This window comes from Isoalcanivorax indicus, assembly GCF_003259185.1.
In the GTDB taxonomy this organism is placed as follows: domain Bacteria; phylum Pseudomonadota; class Gammaproteobacteria; order Pseudomonadales; family Alcanivoracaceae; genus Isoalcanivorax; species Isoalcanivorax indicus.
The window spans coordinates 2,226,360-2,242,478 of record NZ_QGMP01000001.1 but is presented as its reverse complement, the minus strand read 5'-3'; the positions used below and the strand labels follow the sequence as shown (position 1 = coordinate 2,242,478).

11 protein-coding genes are annotated in these 16,119 nt (G+C 63.2%); 5 read left to right on the top strand and 6 right to left on the bottom strand.

Annotated elements, in window-relative coordinates; genetic code table 11:
• Positions 1-7 precede the first annotated feature (7 nt).
• Together argF and DKW65_RS10210 are read right to left on the bottom strand one after the other, a co-directional pair.
• Positions 8-907, bottom strand: coding sequence for an ornithine carbamoyltransferase (argF, locus tag DKW65_RS10215; RefSeq protein ID WP_111657144.1), 900 nt, complete (start codon positions 905-907; stop codon positions 8-10).
• Positions 904-2,091, bottom strand: a complete 1,188-nt coding sequence (locus DKW65_RS10210) for an aspartate aminotransferase family protein (RefSeq protein WP_111657143.1) — start codon at positions 2,089-2,091, stop codon at positions 904-906. The genes argF and DKW65_RS10210 overlap by 4 nt, the downstream gene beginning before the upstream one ends.
• A 180-nt stretch (positions 2,092-2,271) precedes the next feature.
• Here DKW65_RS10210 and DKW65_RS10205 point away from each other — a divergent pair, with 180 nt between their 5' ends.
• The 3 genes from DKW65_RS10205 (at position 2,272) to grxD (ending at position 6,582) form a co-directional block, all read left to right on the top strand.
• Positions 2,272-3,861, top strand: a complete 1,590-nt coding sequence (locus DKW65_RS10205) for a hydantoinase B/oxoprolinase family protein (protein WP_111657142.1) — start codon at positions 2,272-2,274, stop codon at positions 3,859-3,861.
• A gap of 139 nt (positions 3,862-4,000) precedes the next feature.
• Complete coding sequence (locus DKW65_RS10200) at positions 4,001-6,115, top strand: TonB-dependent receptor family protein (protein WP_111657141.1); 2,115 nt, start codon at positions 4,001-4,003, stop codon at positions 6,113-6,115.
• 152 nt (positions 6,116-6,267) lie between these two features.
• Positions 6,268-6,582, top strand: coding sequence for a Grx4 family monothiol glutaredoxin (grxD, locus tag DKW65_RS10195; RefSeq protein WP_111657140.1), 315 nt, complete (start codon positions 6,268-6,270; stop codon positions 6,580-6,582).
• A gap of 76 nt (positions 6,583-6,658) precedes the next feature.
• Here the strand turns inward: grxD and DKW65_RS10190 are convergent, their stop codons facing one another.
• Positions 6,659-9,220, bottom strand: a complete 2,562-nt coding sequence (locus DKW65_RS10190; RefSeq protein ID WP_111657139.1) for an efflux RND transporter permease subunit — start codon at positions 9,218-9,220, stop codon at positions 6,659-6,661.
• A gap of 23 nt (positions 9,221-9,243) precedes the next feature.
• Entirely contained in the window at positions 9,244-9,675 is a 432-nt protein-coding gene (locus DKW65_RS10185; protein WP_111657138.1) for an SRPBCC family protein, read from the bottom strand.
• A 231-nt stretch (positions 9,676-9,906) separates the two neighbouring features.
• Between DKW65_RS10185 and DKW65_RS10180 the strand changes: the two genes are divergently transcribed.
• Positions 9,907-10,926, top strand: a complete 1,020-nt coding sequence (locus DKW65_RS10180) for an AraC family transcriptional regulator (RefSeq protein ID WP_111657137.1) — start codon at positions 9,907-9,909, stop codon at positions 10,924-10,926.
• Positions 10,927-10,941: 15 nt separating this feature from the next.
• Positions 10,942-11,745, top strand: coding sequence for an AraC family transcriptional regulator (locus tag DKW65_RS10175; protein WP_111657136.1), 804 nt, complete (start codon positions 10,942-10,944; stop codon positions 11,743-11,745).
• A gap of 168 nt (positions 11,746-11,913) precedes the next feature.
• Here the strand turns inward: DKW65_RS10175 and DKW65_RS10170 are convergent, their stop codons facing one another.
• Entirely contained in the window at positions 11,914-13,701 is a 1,788-nt protein-coding gene (locus DKW65_RS10170) for an acyl-CoA dehydrogenase (RefSeq protein ID WP_211315766.1), read from the bottom strand.
• A 649-nt stretch (positions 13,702-14,350) separates the two neighbouring features.
• Positions 14,351-16,105: a sulfite reductase subunit alpha gene (locus DKW65_RS10165; RefSeq protein WP_162925800.1), complete on the bottom strand. Its 1,755-nt coding sequence runs from the start codon at positions 16,103-16,105 to the stop codon at positions 14,351-14,353.
• Positions 16,106-16,119: the final 14 nt, after the last annotated feature.

Here is a 16,119-nt window from a genome sequence, read left to right as displayed (position 1 = left end):
GAGGCCATCAGAGCAGGAATTCCAGCAGCGCTTTCTGCGCATGCAGGCGGTTTTCTGCTTCGTCCCAGACCACGGCACGGGGATCATCCAGCATGTCGTGGCTGATTTCCTCACCGCGGTGTGCGGGCAGGCAGTGCATGAACAGCGCCTGCGAATCGGCGCGGTCCATCAGAGCCGGGCTGACCTGGTACTCGCGGAAAGCGGCTTCACGCTGGGCCTGCTCTTCTTCCTGGCCCATGGAGGCCCAGACATCGGTGACCACCAGATGGGCGCCTTCCACGGCTTTCTGCGGGGCGCGCTCGATACGCACCCGGTCACTGTTTTCCTGCACCAGATCAGCGCGGGGATCGAAACCCTCCGGTGCGCAGATGACCAGCTCGAAATCGAACTGGCGCGCCGCATTGATGTAGGAATTGCACATGTTGTTGCCGTCGCCGACCCAGACCACACGCTTGCCCTGAATGCTGCCGCGATGTTCTACGAACGTTTGCACATCGGCCAGCAACTGGCAGGGGTGAAAGTCGTCGGTCAGGGCGTTGATGACCGGTACGGAGGAATGCGCGGCAAAGGTTTCCACGGTCTCATGGGCAAAGGTGCGAATCATCACCGCGTCCACCATGCGCGACAGTACACGCGCGGAATCCTCGATAGGTTCACCGCGCCCCAGCTGGGTGTCACGCGGTGACAGAAAGATACTGGCGCCGCCGAACTGGTTCATGCCGACCTCGAACGATACCCGTGTGCGGGTCGAGGATTTCTCGAAAATCATGCCCAGCGTCTTGCCGACGAAGGGCATGTGCCGCTGGCCATTGCGCAGCATGGTCTTGAGTTCGATGGCCCGCTGAATGACATAGCCCAGCTCGTCGCGGGACAGGTCACGCAGGGTCAGAAAATGGCGCACGCTCATGCGGCCTCCTGTTGCCGGGCAAACGCCTTGATGGCGGCGCTTGTCCGTTCGATCAGTGTTGCCAGTTCGGCCTCGCTGATGATCAGCGGCGGCAGCAGCCGCACCACCCGCCCTGCGGTGACATTCACCAGCAAGCCGTTGTCGCGGGCCAGCGCCACGATTTCACCGCAGTCGCGGTCCAGTTCGATGCCGACAATCAGCCCCTGGCCGCGAATCTCGCGCACCAGCGGCAGGTCTTTCAGCGCATCGCGCAGGCCCGCTACCAGTGCCTCGCCTTTACGCGTCACACCGGGGATGACTTCATCGCGCAGGGTTTCCACCACCGCCAGGGCCGTGGTGCAACCAAGCGGGTTGCCGCCGTAGGTGCTGCCGTGGTTGCCGGGGCCGAACACATCGACGGCCTTGCCCGCGGCCAGGCACGCGCCAATCGGAAAACCGTTGCCCAGGCCTTTGGCGGTGGTCAGCACGTCCGGCGTGACGCCGCTATGGTTGCAGGCAAAGTAACGGCCGGTACGGCCGTTGCCGGTCTGCACTTCGTCCAGCATCAGCAGCCAGTCCTGCTCGTCGCACAGAGCCCGCAGTTGCGGCAGGAAGTCGGCTGAGGGTACCCGTACGCCGCCTTCGCCCTGCACCGGCTCGACCAGCACGGCCACAATATTGTTGTGGGTTGCGGCCAGCGCACGAATGGCCTCGACGTCATTCCACGGCGCGCGCACAAAGCCTGCCACCAGTGGTTCGAAGCCCTGCTGCGCCTTGACGTTGCCGGTGGCGGTCAGGGTCGCCATGGTACGGCCGTGGAAGGCGCTCTCCAACACGACGATGGTCGGCACATCAATGCCGCGCCGATGACCATACAGCCGCGCGATCTTGATCGCGGCTTCGTTGGCCTCGGCGCCGGAATTACAGAAGAACGCCTTGTCCATGCCGGCCAGTTCGCACAGCGCTTCCGCCAGACGCGCCTGGGCGTCGATGCGATACAGGTTCGAGGTATGCACCAGGGTTTCGGCCTGGCGTGCCAGGGCACGGCTCACCGCCGGATGGCAGTGGCCCAGATTGCACACGGCAATGCCGGAGACGCCGTCCAGCCAGGCACGACCGTCGCTGTCGTACAGCCAGACGCCTTCGCCCCGGGTGAAACTCAGTGGCTGCCGCGCATAGGTCGGCATCAGATAATTGTCGTTCATCCCTCGGACCCGAACAGCGGTTTCGTAAACGAAAAACGGCAGCCATGGCTGCCGCTGGAGCCTGATGATAGCTCCCGGGGCAAGGCCACGCAATCAGACCCCGGGCTCTGTGCGGCCTTGCCGGTGCTATACTGCGGCACTGCTGCCGCCAGACTGCTGCCGTCAGAACAGGGAGCCGCCATGAACCCAGTCCAGCTTTCCATATTCGCCAATCGCCTGTCGGGGATCTGTGATGAGATGGGCGCGCTGCTGCGCCGCTGTGCCTTCTCGCCCAATATCAAGGACCGCCTGGATTTCTCCTGCGCGATCTTCGATGCCGACGGCGAGCTGTGCGCCCAGGCCGCACACATTCCGGTGCATCTGGGCAGCATGGCCTATGCCATGCGCGATCTGGTGGCCGGGCGCGACTGGCAACCGGGCAGTCTGCTGGTGGTCAACGACCCTTATCTGGGCGGCACCCACCTGCCGGATGTGACGGTGGTGGCGCCCGTGTTCCATGAGGGCGAGGTGGCGCCGGTGGCGTTCGCCGTAACCCGTGCCCACCATGCGAATATCGGTGCCAATGCCCCCGGATCGATGCCGGTCTCCCGGCATCTGGACGAAGAGGGCGTGGTGATCGCCCCGCAATGGTTGCGCCGTGAAGGCCGCTGGACCATGTCGCTGGTGCGCACCCTGGTGGGCGACGCCTCCCTCGCCGCGCCGGAGCAGTCGCCGCGCTTCGGTGATTTTGTGGCCCAGGCCAGCGCCTGCGAAGCCGGTGCCCGCTGGCTGGGCAGTCTGCTGAGCGAACGCGGGTTGAGCTGGTTCGTTGATGGCGTCAGCGCACTGAATGCCTATGGGGAGCGCCTGACCGGGCAACTGCTGGCGGCATTGCCCGACGGCGATTACCGCTTTACCGACTACCTCGATGACGATGGCCAGGGCACCCGGGATATTCCCGTCGCCGTGCATATCGCCGTGCGTGGCGACCGCGCCCATGTGGATTTCTGCGGCACCGGCGAACAGGTGGCAGGCAATATCAATTGCCCGCTCTCGGTGGCCGCCGCTGCCGTCTATTACTGCTTCCGGTGTCTGCTGCCCGCCTCGGTACCTGCCTGTGCCGGGCTGTTTCGACCCATCACCCTGAGTGCGCCCGAGGGCAGCCTGGTGAATGCCCGTCGCCCGGCAGCAGTGGCCGCCGGCAATGTAGAGACCAGTTCGCGCATCGTGGATGCCGTGCTGGGGGCGCTGGCGCCCGCCCTGCCGGATCGCATTCCCGCTGCCAGCCACGGCAGCATGAACAATCTGGCCATGGGGGCTCGCGCTGCAGACGGGCAGGGCGAATGGGATTATTACGAGACCATGGGCGGCGGCATGGGCGCTTCGGCCCGGGGAGCGGGGCTGAGTGGTGTGCAGACGCACATGACCAACACGCTGAACACCCCGATCGAGAGTCTGGAGCAGCATTATCCACTGCGGGTCTGGCGCTATGCCTTGCGCACAGGCAGTGGCGGGGCGGGTCAGCACCGGGGCGGCGATGGCCTGGTGCGTGAGCTGGAATTTCTGGCGCCGGCGCAGGTGACCTTGCTGACAGAGCGGCGAACCCACGCGCCGTGGGGGCTGGCCGGGGGGGCGTCGGGGACACCCGGGGAGAATGTGCTTAATGGCACCCGCTTGCCGGGCAAGACCACGTTTGCGGCCCGGCCGGGCGACCGGCTTGAGGTGGCCTCGCCGGGAGGCGGTGGCTGGGGGGCAGAATCCGCCCTTGAACCCAATTCATTTTCTGATTGATGGTTTTCACGGGAACAAAAGCGTACTGGTTTTGTTTATCTAAAGAAGAACGATTTGCATTCGCTTGTCATCCGCAGATAGACTTTCCCCGCCTGACCGCCATCGGGGTGGTCGATTCGGGGATTTCAGGAGTCTGCAGATGCATCAGAAAAAGCTGTTGGCGCTTGCCATAGCGTGCATGCCGGTCATGGTATCGGCGGATACCGTCGAGCAGGGACAGGCTGCGCAAACTCAGCGTCAGGCTGTATTGCTGCCTCAGATTGATGTGGTTGGGCGTAGTGAGGAAGACGTCTCGCGCCAGCCGGGGGCGGTGTCGCTGGTGACTCGGGAAGAAATGGATCTGGTGCAGCCGCGCTCCACAGAAGACGCCTTGCGCCGTGTTCCCGGTGTCTACATCAAGCGTGAAGAAGAGTCTGCCATCGTGGCCAACATCGGTATTCGAGGCCTCAGTTCGAACGATTACAAGACATTGGTACTCGAAGACGGGGTGCCGATTGCACCAGGCCTGTTTGTGGGCAATGGCCGCTACTACAACCCGCGCATTCAGCGTATCAATGATATCGAAGTGCTCAAGGGCGCAGCCTCACTGCGCTATGGCCCCAGCACCATCGGTGGGGTCATCAACTATCGTACCAAGCAACCGGAGGATGGCCTGGCGGTTGAAGCTTCAGCGGGCTCCTGGAATACCTTCGGCGCCACGGTAGAAATCGGCGGCAGCGCGCCCAGTGGTGACGGTATTTTCGGCGCCGTGCTCAGCCGTGTGGAAAGCGACGGCTTCATGGACAAGGGCTATGAAATGACTGACGCCATGATCAAGGCCGGGACCGCCATCGGTGATACCCAGTGGCTGGGCATCAAGTTCAGCCGCCATGAGAATGACGCCAACATCTCCTATCGTGGTTTGTTCCTGGGTGAATACAAGGATGGCGCCACGAACAACCCCGCGCCCGACGATTACTACCTGACGGACCGCACCTCGTTTGATATCAACCATTTCTGGGAAATCAGTGCGGACGCAAGTCTGAAGACTCTGGTCTACTGGAGCCAGATGAATCGGGACTACTGGCGTTACCGGGTTAATGCTGCGGACTCTGCAGCCGAAGGGAGCTGGGTGTACACCGATAACGTGGACGGCAACAACCGTGCCTTTGAACGCTTCGGTGTGGAGACGCGCCTGACGGTAACCAACAATCTGTTTGGCATGCCGGGTGAAGCCGAAGTTGGTCTGCGCTATATGAATGAAGAAATGCATGATCGCACTGTTCTGGCGGTGCGCAGTGCTCCGCGCACACCGAACGCAGCGCGGGGTGGCTTTGGCCGCGACCGGATCGACACGGCTGACAGCTATGCCCTGTTTGCACAGAACCGCTTCGGGGTTACCGAAAGGTTGGCCGTTACCCCCGGGGTGCGGGTCGAATATTACGAGCAGTCCCGGGAGAACCTGCAGAACACGACCAGCGTCAGCACGTCCAACACGGAAGTGATGCCGGGTGTCGGTGCCACCTTTGATCTGCTGCCGACCCTGCAGTTCTTTGGTGGGGTATATCGTGCCTTCGCGCCCGCTCTGAACGGCGATGCGCTGGATGGTATGCAAGACCAGGATCTGGATGCCGAGCGTTCGGTGAACGTGGAAGTGGGTGTGCGCGGTCGTAATGATCGTCTGACCTACGAAGCCACTGCCTTCCGCATGGACTTCCGTAATCAGGTCATTCCAGCCAACAGCAACACCAACTTCCAGACTACCAATGCCGGCAAGACCATGCATCAGGGGATCGAAGCGGCTGCGGGTCTGGATCTGGGCGCTGGCTTCAGTCTTGTCAGTAACGTGACCTGGATTGCCGATGCGGAATTTGTCGGTGACCGTTTCGCGTGGGATGACGATCTTTCTCAGGACGTGTTGACCGCTCCCGATGGTAACCGTGTGCCGTTTACGCCGGAGTGGATCGCCAATGTCAGCCTGGGCTATGAAGTCGGCAACCTGAAAACCCTGCTGAGCGCCAACTACACCGGCTCCCAGTTCACGGATGAAATGAACACCTTGAATATCCAGGAGAATACGTCGGGCTTCTTCACGGGCAAGATTGGTCCGCAGCGCACCATGGACCTGAGCACCCGCTATGCCATCAGCGGGAATCTGGAGCTGTTCGGTGCCATCAAGAACCTGACCGATGAGCGTTATATCGCCAGTCTGCGTCAGGGGATCTACGTTGGCCCCGAGCGCTCCTATGAGGCGGGCTTCCGCTATCAGTTCTGAGGTTGCCCACTGAGGCGGCGCCAACCGCGCCGAGGTCGGCGGAGGCCGGGCCAATGGCCCGGCCTCCGCCGTTTGGCGTCGGCTCACCGCGCCTGATAGAATGGCCCACCTTCTGTCCACCCCCCGCTTTGAGGTTCCCTATGGACGACGTAATGAAAGTGATCCAGGAGCAGATCGAGAACAACCCGGTCATCCTGTACATGAAGGGTTCGCCCCAGTTTCCCCAGTGCGGCTTCTCCGCCCGGGCGGTGGAGGTCATGACCACCATTGGCAAGCCGTTTGCCTATGTGAACGTGCTGGAGGCTCCGGAGATCCGTTCGGGCCTGCCGCAGTACGGTAACTGGCCGACCTTCCCGCAGCTGTGGGTCAAGGGTGAACTGGTCGGCGGCAGCGACATCATCCTGGAAATGCACCGCACGGGTGAACTGGACAAGATGGTGGAAGAGGCCGCCGTGGCGGCGCAGTAGGCCGCTCGTTCCACAGTGATGTCGTAAAGACAGGAAAGCCGGGCAATGCCCGGCTTTTTTCATGCGCGTTTCACGCTCAGAGCTTCGGAATCCGTGGCTTGATGATGGACATCATGGCGGGTAGCAGCGTCAGGTTCGACAGCAGCGCCACCAGCATGGCCAGGGCGGTCAGGACACCGAAATACACCGTCGGGTTGAAGTTCGACACCACCAGGATCGAAAAGCCCGCGATGATGGTCAGCGAAGTGTAGTAGATCGCCGTGCCGATGGAGCCATGGCAGCGCTCCATGGTGGCCATGTAGTCCTGATCCTTCGGGAATTCCTCGCGGAAACGATGGATATAGTGAATCGTGTCGTCCACGGCAATGCCGATGGTGATCGCCGCAATGGTGATGGTCATGATGTCCAGCGGCAGGTCGATCCAGCCCATCAGCCCGAGAATGAAGGCGGCGCTGAACAGGTTGGGCAGCATGGCGATCAGGGCCAGCAGCGGCGAACGGAACAGGATCAGGAACATGCCGAAGATGGCCAGGAACACGAACCCCAGCGTCTTGATCTGCGAATCGAACAGGCTCTGCAGCATGTTGTTGTAGAGCACCATGGCGCCGGTCAACTGGACCTGCTCGGGCTCCAGCCCGAACTGCTCGATCAGGTCTACTTCGATGCGCTTGAGCAACTCGTTACGGTTCAGGTTCTCGTCCGAGTCGATCATGCGAATACTGATGCGCGCTTCGTTGCCGTCGTCCGACAGGTAGGGGCGGATCAACTGGTTGCGCAGTTCATCGGGTACGAAGCTGGCCAGCAGCATCAGCTCCACATAGCTCAGCGGTCCTTCGTTGAGGATGGTCGCCACTTCATACATGGAGGCAATGGACAGCACCTTGCCGGTCTCTGGCAGGGATTGCAGATAGTGCTGGATGGCGAGTAGCCGGTCGAGCTGCTCGGGGTTGTACCAGTAGCTGCCCTCCAGCGGGTTGTCGCTGTCGCCATCGTCAGCAAAGCCGTCGGCAAAGGGATCATCGTCGAAGGGATCATCGCCCCAGTCGTCGCCCCAGTCTTCGTCGTTATCGCTGGCGGCGACATCGGCGGCCTCCGCATCATTGGCGGCGGGCGCAGGTTCCGCCGGGGCGCGCAGGATGATGTCGAGGGGCGTGGTGCCACCCAGATTACGGTCGATTTCCAGCATGCCCTGATAGATCTCGGTGTCCTTCTGGAAATAGTCGATGAAGCGGTTTTCCACGGTAAGACGCGCCACCCCGGCCAGTGAGATCAGGGCGATGGCGACGGCGCCGATCAGCAGGGCGATGGTGTAGCGCCGGGTAAAAGCGGCGATCCGCAGGGTGGCGCGGCGGGTAAAGTCGCGCAGCTTTTGCGGCTCGCCCGGCTTGAGCAGACCCAGCAGGGTGGGGTAGAGGGTAAAGCACAGCAGCAGCGCCACACCGATGCCCAGGGTCATCATCCAGCCGAAGTCGATCACCGGGCGGATATCGCTGAACACCAGCGACGAGAAGGCGACCATGGTGGTCAGGCCGGTATAGAGAATCGGCCGCGACATTTTGGCAAAGGTATCGTTGACCAGTTGCTGCTGGCTGGCGCCGGGGCTGGCGGCGTGCAGTTCGCGGTAGCGCACGGTCAGGTGGATGGTCATCGACATGGTGATGATCAGCAGCAGCGACACGAAGTTCGAGCTGATCACCGTCACTTTCCAGTCCATGAAACCGAGCCAGCCAGCCATCCAGATGGCGGTCATGGCGCAGCAGAGCATGGGAATGACCACCCAGCGCGGACGCCGGAAAATAATGAACAGCGTCAGGATCAGGAAGATGGCGACGCCCACGCTGAATACCTGCAGATCGCTGCGCACAAAGCTGATGACGTCGGTGGCGATCATCGCGGCGCCGCCCAGGAACAGGTTGGCCTCGTCACGATAGCCGTCCATGAGGGCGCGTACCTGGGCGATCTCGTCGGCACTGCGCGCCTGGGTTTGCGCGGTGTAGTCGCTGAATTCGCGGGTGATACGCGCCAGCTCGCGTTCTTCCTCGTGGGTCAGGGTGCCGTCCCGGTCTTTCTGCCGCAGGTCATCACGGCGATTGAGCAGGCGGAAATATTCCCGGTCCCGGGACATGGTGATCAGCAGGGCCGTGATGGTGCCCTGGCGATTGACCAGCAAGTCCTCGTACATGGGGTTGGTGCCGGTAAACTCCTCGCGCGCCAGCGCCAGGTCCACGTCCTCGTCGGCCAGCGTGGTGTAGCCGCTGGCCAGATCACCAAAGCTCACCTGCGGACTGAACAGTAGCGGGACATCCAGCAGGGTGTAGACCGAACTCACGCGATCCATCTCGGCCAGTTCGCCACGCAGACGGGCGATGGTGTCCAGCGCCTCGCGGCTGAACAGGTCGTAGGCGGTGGGTTCGAAGGTGATGATCAGGAATTCACTGCCGCCGTACTGCCGTGAGACCTCGCGGTACATGGCCAGTGCTTCATCGTTCTCCAGTACCAGCGAGTCGGCAGAGGCATCGAGCCGGAAGTTGCGCGTTTCCCAGAGCGCATAGCTGCTCACCAGGGTGAGCAGAACGAGCCAGATGGCTGGGTGTCGCAGCACCAGGCGCTGATACAGGTTGAAGATGAAATGCGTCACGACGAATCCTTGTGTCAGGGCGTTCAGAACATGGCCGCCAGTTCGCGGGCAAAGCGGTCATTGAAGCGGCGCAGGGCGCGGGTGACCGGCAAGGTCAGCAGACTGACGATGCCTTCGGACCACTCTTCGTGGTGGATGCGGCAGCTGCCGCCTTCGACCGGCGTGAAGGTAAAGCGATGCAGCATCCGGGCGAAGGGCAGGTCGATGCCCCAGGTAATGCGATGGTTCTCTTCAAATTCCAGAATCGGCACCACCAGCGGGGCGGGCGGCAGGCCGGGCAGCTTGGGCATGAACAGCAGCAGCGAGCCCTTGCGCCACTCGCCGTTGAGCAGCCGTGCCTTGTGGATGACGCTGGACCAGTCCTGCCAGTCGTTCACCTGACAAAAGAAGCGGAACGCCTGGGCGGGCGGCACGGCAGCTTCGGTAACCATGTCGGCATAATAGCGCTTGAGCATAAACGGTCTCTGTGATTTTGTTTACGGGCGGCGTGCAGGGTGCCGGTCCTGCCGGGACAATTGGAAAGGGCGACCGGCGGCGGCTGCCACAACTGGCACCATGATGCGATACTCTGGTGGCCAAGAGTACCCAACCGTCAGGGGATGGGCCAGCACCTTGCGCGCCGGGTGAACCGGCGCCGAAGCAAGCTGCGCGATAAGACAAGAAAAATACGACTAAGGAGAGTTGCGATGGCCGGTAGCCTTCTGCCCGCCTCCATCCTGCCCGGGTTGCTGGAAATTGCACTCAAGAGCCGCCTCAATATCCAGGCGCTGTTCGACCGTGCCGGGATCGATCCCGATGTCGTCGGGCGCCACGATCAGTTCATTACCCTGGCGCAACTGGATACCTTGTTGTCCTCCGCTTTTTCCGTGGCCCAGGACGACCCGTTCTTCGGGCTGCGTGTTGGCCAGGAGAACCACTATGGCAACCTTGACCTGCTCGGCAACCTGATGGCCACCGCAGGCAGTCTGCGCGAGGCACTGAACCTGCTGCTGCGCTACAAGGACCTGCTGGTGCCTTATCTGGAGTTCGAACTCATCGAAACCGATGACCAGGTGGTGCTGGCCAGTACTTCGGACGAGCAACTGCTCCAGTTTACCCGTACACGCACCCACAACGAGGTCGTGGTGGCCACCATGGTGGCCATCGGCAATTCCCTGATGGGTGGCAAGCTGGGGCTGCGCCGTGTGTGTTTCCGGCATCGCCAGCCTGCCGACATATCGCAGTACGAGACCTTCTTTCAGGTGCCATTGCAGTTTGGTGAGGCCCGCAATGAGATCGTGATCGCCCGCGAGGGCATGGATGTTGCCCTGCCCACGGCGTATCCGCGCTATAATCAGCGCCTGCGCCGGGTGGCGGATCAGCAACTGGCCCGCCTGAGCCGCGCCCAGGGGCTGGCCGGCCAGGTGCAGGGGTTGCTGGAGGCGCGCCTCGGCCAGCCGGACAGCCATGTCGAGGCCATCGCCAGCAGTCTGAATCTCAGTGCGAGAACCCTGCAACGGCGCTTGCGCCGGGAAGGTGTTACCTTTGCCGAGTTGCGTGATCAAGTCAGGCATCGGTATGCCCGCGCTGCCCTGGCGGAACCGGACTGCGACATGGAGCAACTGGCCTGCAGCCTGGGGTTTTCTGACACCGCCAATTTCTATCATGCCTTCAAACGCTGGGAAGGTTGCGCACCCGGGGCCTATCGCCGCCGCGTGCTGGGTTGAATACTGGAAAAAACGATGATGAAGAAGGACGCTGATGCGCGCCCCTCGCCGGTCGGACGCCTGTTCGTGGCGGGAGGCCATGCCATGCTGGTGGGCTGCCCGGTGCACAACCCGCCCCATGCGCACTACAACGCCTCCATCCTGCTGGCGACCGGCAAACCGTTCCGCTTCGGCCACGACGGCCGCTGGGTAACCAGTAATGGCCTGCTGGTGGCACCGTGCGTAACGCAACAGCTGCGCACGGCGGACGACCGCGTGATCATCATGCAGGTGGACCCGGATCGCGAAAGCTACCGCCGCTTCGGTCAGCGCCTGCACGGCAAGCCCTGGGTGGAAATGAGCCCCGGGGAACATGCGGACATGGTGGCAGCCCTGCCTGCCGATGACTGGTCGCCGGGTCGCGCGGTGGGGTTCTTCCAGCGTGCGGTGGACGTGCTGGCCGCCGGGGCGCCCGGGCCGCTGCGGCGTGACCCCCGGGTAGAGCGGGTTCGCAAGCTGCTGATCCGCAACCTGGAGCAGCCACCGGGTGTCGAGCGGCTGGCGCGGGTCGCCGCCCTGTCGGTGTCGCGCCTGCAGCACCTGTTCAAGCAGGAACTGGGCCTGAGCCTGAGCCAGTATCTATTGTGGCTGCGTGTCAGCCGCGCCGTGCAGATGCTGGAGAGGGGGATTTCCCTGACGGAAGCAGCGCTGATGGCGGGCTTCTCCGATTCAGCCCATTTCAGCCGGACCTTCCGCCGCATGTTCGGTTTACGACCGTCCGCTGTACTGAAAGATAGCAGTAGCGTTCAAGTCATTATTTTGCCGGATGCGCCAAGATAGCGGCACGTTTTTACGGGTGTGCGCTACACACCCGCACTGCATGCGGCGTGAGCCGCCTGAAAGAATGCGCATCGCCTCGCGATGCCAAACGTCGGAGAGCTTGCCCGGTCATCGGGCACACCCAGGGCGTGCTACCTGACAGCACGCCCTTTTTTTGCCTGTTTTTTATCAGAACCCCGCTTCCGGCATCACCAGCGTCGTGTCATCCATCGACAGCAACAGCGTCGCGCTATGCTCGATCACCGGCAATTCATGGCGCATGAAGAAGCGGCACGTCAGCAGTTTTCCCTCGTAGAAATCGCGGTCACTGCCCGAGGCCGACGGTAGCGCCCCGGCGGCGAGGCGTGCCTGTTCCAGCAGCATCCAGGCCATCACGGTATGGCCTACCAGTGTCATGTAGTGGGTCGCATTGGCCAGCGCCAGCCGCACCTGGCCCGTCGCCAGTTGCTGGCCCAGAAAGGCCGTGACCTCACCAATGCGCTGCAGGGCGGCCTGCACACTGGCGCACTCCTCCTGCAAGCGCTCGATGCCCTGGCAACCTGCCAGCGTGCGGGTGATGCGTTGCAGCAGCAGCTTCAGCCCCGCGCCGTTGTGCATCATCGCCTTGCGGCCCAGCAGGTCCATCGCCTGGATGCCGTTGGTGCCCTCGTGAATCGGATTCAGGCGGTTGTCGCGGTAGAACTGCTCCACCGGATATTCGCGCGTGTAGCCGTAGCCGCCCAGAATCTGGATCGCCAACTCGTTGGCTTTGAGGCACCAGTCCGACGGCCAGGCCTTGATGATCGGCGTCAGCACCTCCAGCAGCAGCCCTGCCTCGGTACGGGTGGCCTCGTCTTCGGCGTGGGCCTTTTCATCCACGAGTCTGGCGCCGTACAACGTCAGCGCCAGCGGCGCCTCCACATAGCTTTTCTGCTGCAACAGCATGCGCCGCACGTCGGCGTGTTCGATCAAGGGTACTGGCGGGCTGACCGGGTCCTTCTGGTCCGGCAACCGGCCCTGCGAACGCTCTCGCGCATACTCCAGCGAATGCAGATAACCCGCCTGGCCCAGCATGATGGCGCCCAGGCCGACACCGATGCGCGCCTCATTCATCATATGGAACATGCAGGCCAGCCCCTGATTTGGCTCACCCACCAGCCAGCCCTTGCAGTGGCCGTTCTCGCCGAACTTGAGGAACGTGTTCACGGTGCCCCGGTAACCCATCTTGTGGTTCACCCCGGCCAGCACCACATCGTTGCGCTCGCCCAGGCTGCCGTCGTCGTTGACATGAAACTTCGGCACCACGAACAGGCTGATGCCCCGGACCCCCGGCGGTGCGTCCGGCAACCGTGCCAGCACCATATGCACGATGTTCTCGCCCAGTTCATGCTCGCCGCCGCTGATCCACATCTTGGCGCCTTCCAGCAGGTAGTGGCCGCCCTCCTGCGGCGTGGCGCGGGTGCGGATATCGGCCAGCGAGGAGCCCGCCTGCGGCTCGCTCAGGCACATGGTGCCGTAGAAGCGCCCGGCCAGAATCGGGTCGCGATAGCGCTGTTTCTGATCCTCGTTGCCGTGGGCGCCCAGCAGGCTGGCGACACCGCGGGCAAGAATGACGTAGGCAAAGGTGGCGACATTGGCGGCGCCGAAGGCGCTGCCGGCAGCGGTATCCACCAGGAAAGGCAACTGCATGCCGCCCTGGTCTGCTGGCACGGTGGCGCTCATGAACCCGGCGGCAATATAGGCGTCCAGGGCCTCCTTCACTTCCGGGATGATACGGACCCGGCCGTTGTCGAACTCCGGTTCCTGCAGGTCGGACTTGCGGTTGTGCGGCAGGAACTTCTCCAGCGCGAGGCTGTGGGCCAGGTCGATGACGGCGTCGAAGGTCTCGCGGTTGTGGTCGTTGAAGGCGGGCAGGGTGGTCAACTGGTCGGCGCCGAGGACTTCATACAGCAGGAAATCCAGGTTACGGCGGTCCATGATCGGGCTCTTGGTCATTCCGGGCCTCGTTGTGTTGTAAGTGCCTGATTTCAGGCGAAATGGGTCAGTAGCGCGTGGGAAGCATAGCAAATGGCGGAAAAAGACGAATCAAGGTGAACTTTTTTCTTCACGTCGCGTCACAGAATGCAGGACATAGCTGATTCTGTTAGTGCGATTGTTCTTCATGGTTTTCTCCGAACCCTCCTTATGAACGCCGGTACTCCCGGCGTTTTTTTTGTCTGCTTTTTGGGGGGGCTTTGTGGTGTGGGAGCTTCGTAGCACGGCCTCGGGGCGGGGTACTCCCTTCCAGAAGCCGCCGTGAACCCATCCATGGGGGCTTGCGTTCGGCATCCTGCCTCACACACTTCTGGAAGGGAGTACCCCGCCCCGAGGCCTCAGTTCAGTGCCAACGACATGAATCCCACTTCGTAGCATGTCGCCAGAACCAGGCTCCCGGTTGGCTGGACGTTGTTAACCGGGCTGCGCGTGACGGCCCTCGGGGGGCGGGTAAAGGGTTTCTGGACCTTCGAGAGGCATGGATGCCGAACGAGAGCCCCCATGGATGGGTTCACGGCGTGTCCAGAAACCCTTTACCCGCCCCCCGAGGGCCATAACCACCACACCCGAAAGTAATGGCACCAGCCACACTTCAGTAGACATCCCGACGATACCGCCCTGCAGTCAGCAACGCGTCCACGTCGTCGTCGCCCAGGAGATGGCGGAGGGTCTGGTCGACGCCCTGGCCCATGGTCAGGCTGCCGCAAACACAGAGCACAGCGCCGTCGGCGAGCCATTCGCGCAAGGTGTCAGCGTGCGCGGGCAGCAGGTCCTGAACGTAGGACAGGGTGCTGGCGGGGGTGTCAGAAAAGGGGCGGGAGAAGACGCGCTGCATGTGCAACGAGCCCTGCTGAACCCAGAGGTCCAGGATGTCGTTGCAGAAGCGATCGTGTTGCGGGCTGCGCTCGCCGAAAAGCAGCCAGTTGCGACAGGCGCCATCGGCCATGCGCTGGTGCAGATGGGCGAGCAGGCCCGCCAGGCCAGTGCCGTTGCCGATCAGGATCAGGGGCGTGTCGGCGGCAGGCGGGCGGAAGCCGGGGTTGCTGCGCAGGCTGAGACGGGCCTCCTCGCCCGGCGCAAGCTGCCGAGTCAGCAGGCCGGAGCCCAGGCCGGGTGTGCCGTCGGGTCGGTACATGGCACGTACCAGCAGGCGCAAGACACCGCTGCCCGGGAGCGAGGCAATCGAGTAGCTGCGGGTTTCGTTCTGATCGAGATGCAGCAGCGCCAGATCGCCCGCCTCCCAGGTGGGTAGCGTGCTGGCGTCAAAATCCACCTGCCAGACCGGGTTGCCGGGGCTGCCGGGATTCAGGGGCTGGCGCCGCACCAGTGTGGCCGTGTGCACGCCGGGTGCCGAGAAGGTCGCTGCGCTGTCACTGGCGTGAACAGCGGGTTGGCCGCTCAGCCCCTGCAGGTGAGCCTGCCACTGCATCAAGGCGTCCGGGCACTGATCATCGACTTCCAGCGGCGGAAATAATGCGCAGGCGCCGTGTTGGCAAAGCCACTGGTGCAGGCTGCGGCCGAAGCCGCAGAAATCCGTATAGCGACGGTCACCCAGAGCGAGCAGACCGAAGCGCAGACCTTTGAGGTCCGCGCTGGCGGGCAACTGGCGGCGAGCGAAGACGGCGGCATTGTCCGGCGGGTCACCATCGCCGTGGGTGCTGACCAGAAACAGGGCCTCGCGGGTGTCGGCCAGCTGCTCGGCAGTGATGGCATTCAGTGGTAACAGCCGGGCCTGGCGACCGGCCTGTTGCAGGACGTCGGCGGCCTGCCGGGCCAGCGCTTCAGCGCCTCCGGTCTGGCTGGCGTAACCGACCAGTGTGGTGGGTCCGGGGCGCCCGGATGCTGCAGCGGGGTGCGCACGGCGCAGCAGGCTGCGACTCCACAGGGCATAGCCGAATAACATCAGGAACGCGGCAGGCAGGGGCGCGCCCAGCGTCCGCAGCAGGCGCTGCCGGGCGCGCTCCATGCGTTGATGGAGCGCCGCGCCGCGCAGTTCGCTGTGCAGTGCGCCGGTCACCGGATTGACCAGCCGCTGATGTGCCGTGCCGTTGTTGTCGATCAGCGTCGCCCGGGCCAGTTGTCCTGGTGCGGTGGGCAGACGCAGCTGGTGCACGCGCAGGGCCGGTTCGGCGGCTTCAATGCGGCGGATCAGTGGCGCGGCGGGCAGCGCACGCTCCGTCATGTCGGGCGTGGGGAGCGAGGGGTTCAGCCACAGGAGTACCCGTTCGCCGGGCCATAACAGACACAGCAGCAACGCCGCGACACTCAGGGCGGCAAAGGAGCGCGCCACCCCGGGACGGGATGGCGCATCGGGCAGTCGCCAGGTGGTGTTTGCGGAAGCCGTCATGTCGAGGCGCATCG

What these genes read in the sequence shown, in the direction of transcription:
- argF (WP_111657144.1), bottom strand. Translation starts at nt 907, where the DNA reads ATGAGCGTGCGCCATTTTCTGACCCTGCGTGACCTGTCCCGCGACGAG.
- grxD (WP_111657140.1), top strand. Translation starts at nt 6,268, where the DNA reads ATGAAAGTGATCCAGGAGCAGATCGAGAACAACCCGGTCATCCTGTAC.
- DKW65_RS10185 (WP_111657138.1), bottom strand. Translation starts at nt 9,675, where the DNA reads ATGCTCAAGCGCTATTATGCCGACATGGTTACCGAAGCTGCCGTGCCG.
- DKW65_RS10205 (WP_111657142.1), top strand. Translation starts at nt 2,272, where the DNA reads ATGAACCCAGTCCAGCTTTCCATATTCGCCAATCGCCTGTCGGGGATC.
- DKW65_RS10210 (WP_111657143.1), bottom strand. Translation starts at nt 2,091, where the DNA reads ATGAACGACAATTATCTGATGCCGACCTATGCGCGGCAGCCACTGAGT.
- DKW65_RS10200 (WP_111657141.1), top strand. Translation starts at nt 4,001, where the DNA reads ATGCATCAGAAAAAGCTGTTGGCGCTTGCCATAGCGTGCATGCCGGTC.
- DKW65_RS10175 (WP_111657136.1), top strand. Translation starts at nt 10,942, where the DNA reads ATGATGAAGAAGGACGCTGATGCGCGCCCCTCGCCGGTCGGACGCCTG.
- DKW65_RS10170 (WP_211315766.1), bottom strand. Translation starts at nt 13,701, where the DNA reads ATGGACCGCCGTAACCTGGATTTCCTGCTGTATGAAGTCCTCGGCGCC.
- DKW65_RS10165 (WP_162925800.1), bottom strand. Translation starts at nt 16,105, where the DNA reads ATGACGGCTTCCGCAAACACCACCTGGCGACTGCCCGATGCGCCATCC.
- DKW65_RS10180 (WP_111657137.1), top strand. Translation starts at nt 9,907, where the DNA reads ATGGCCGGTAGCCTTCTGCCCGCCTCCATCCTGCCCGGGTTGCTGGAA.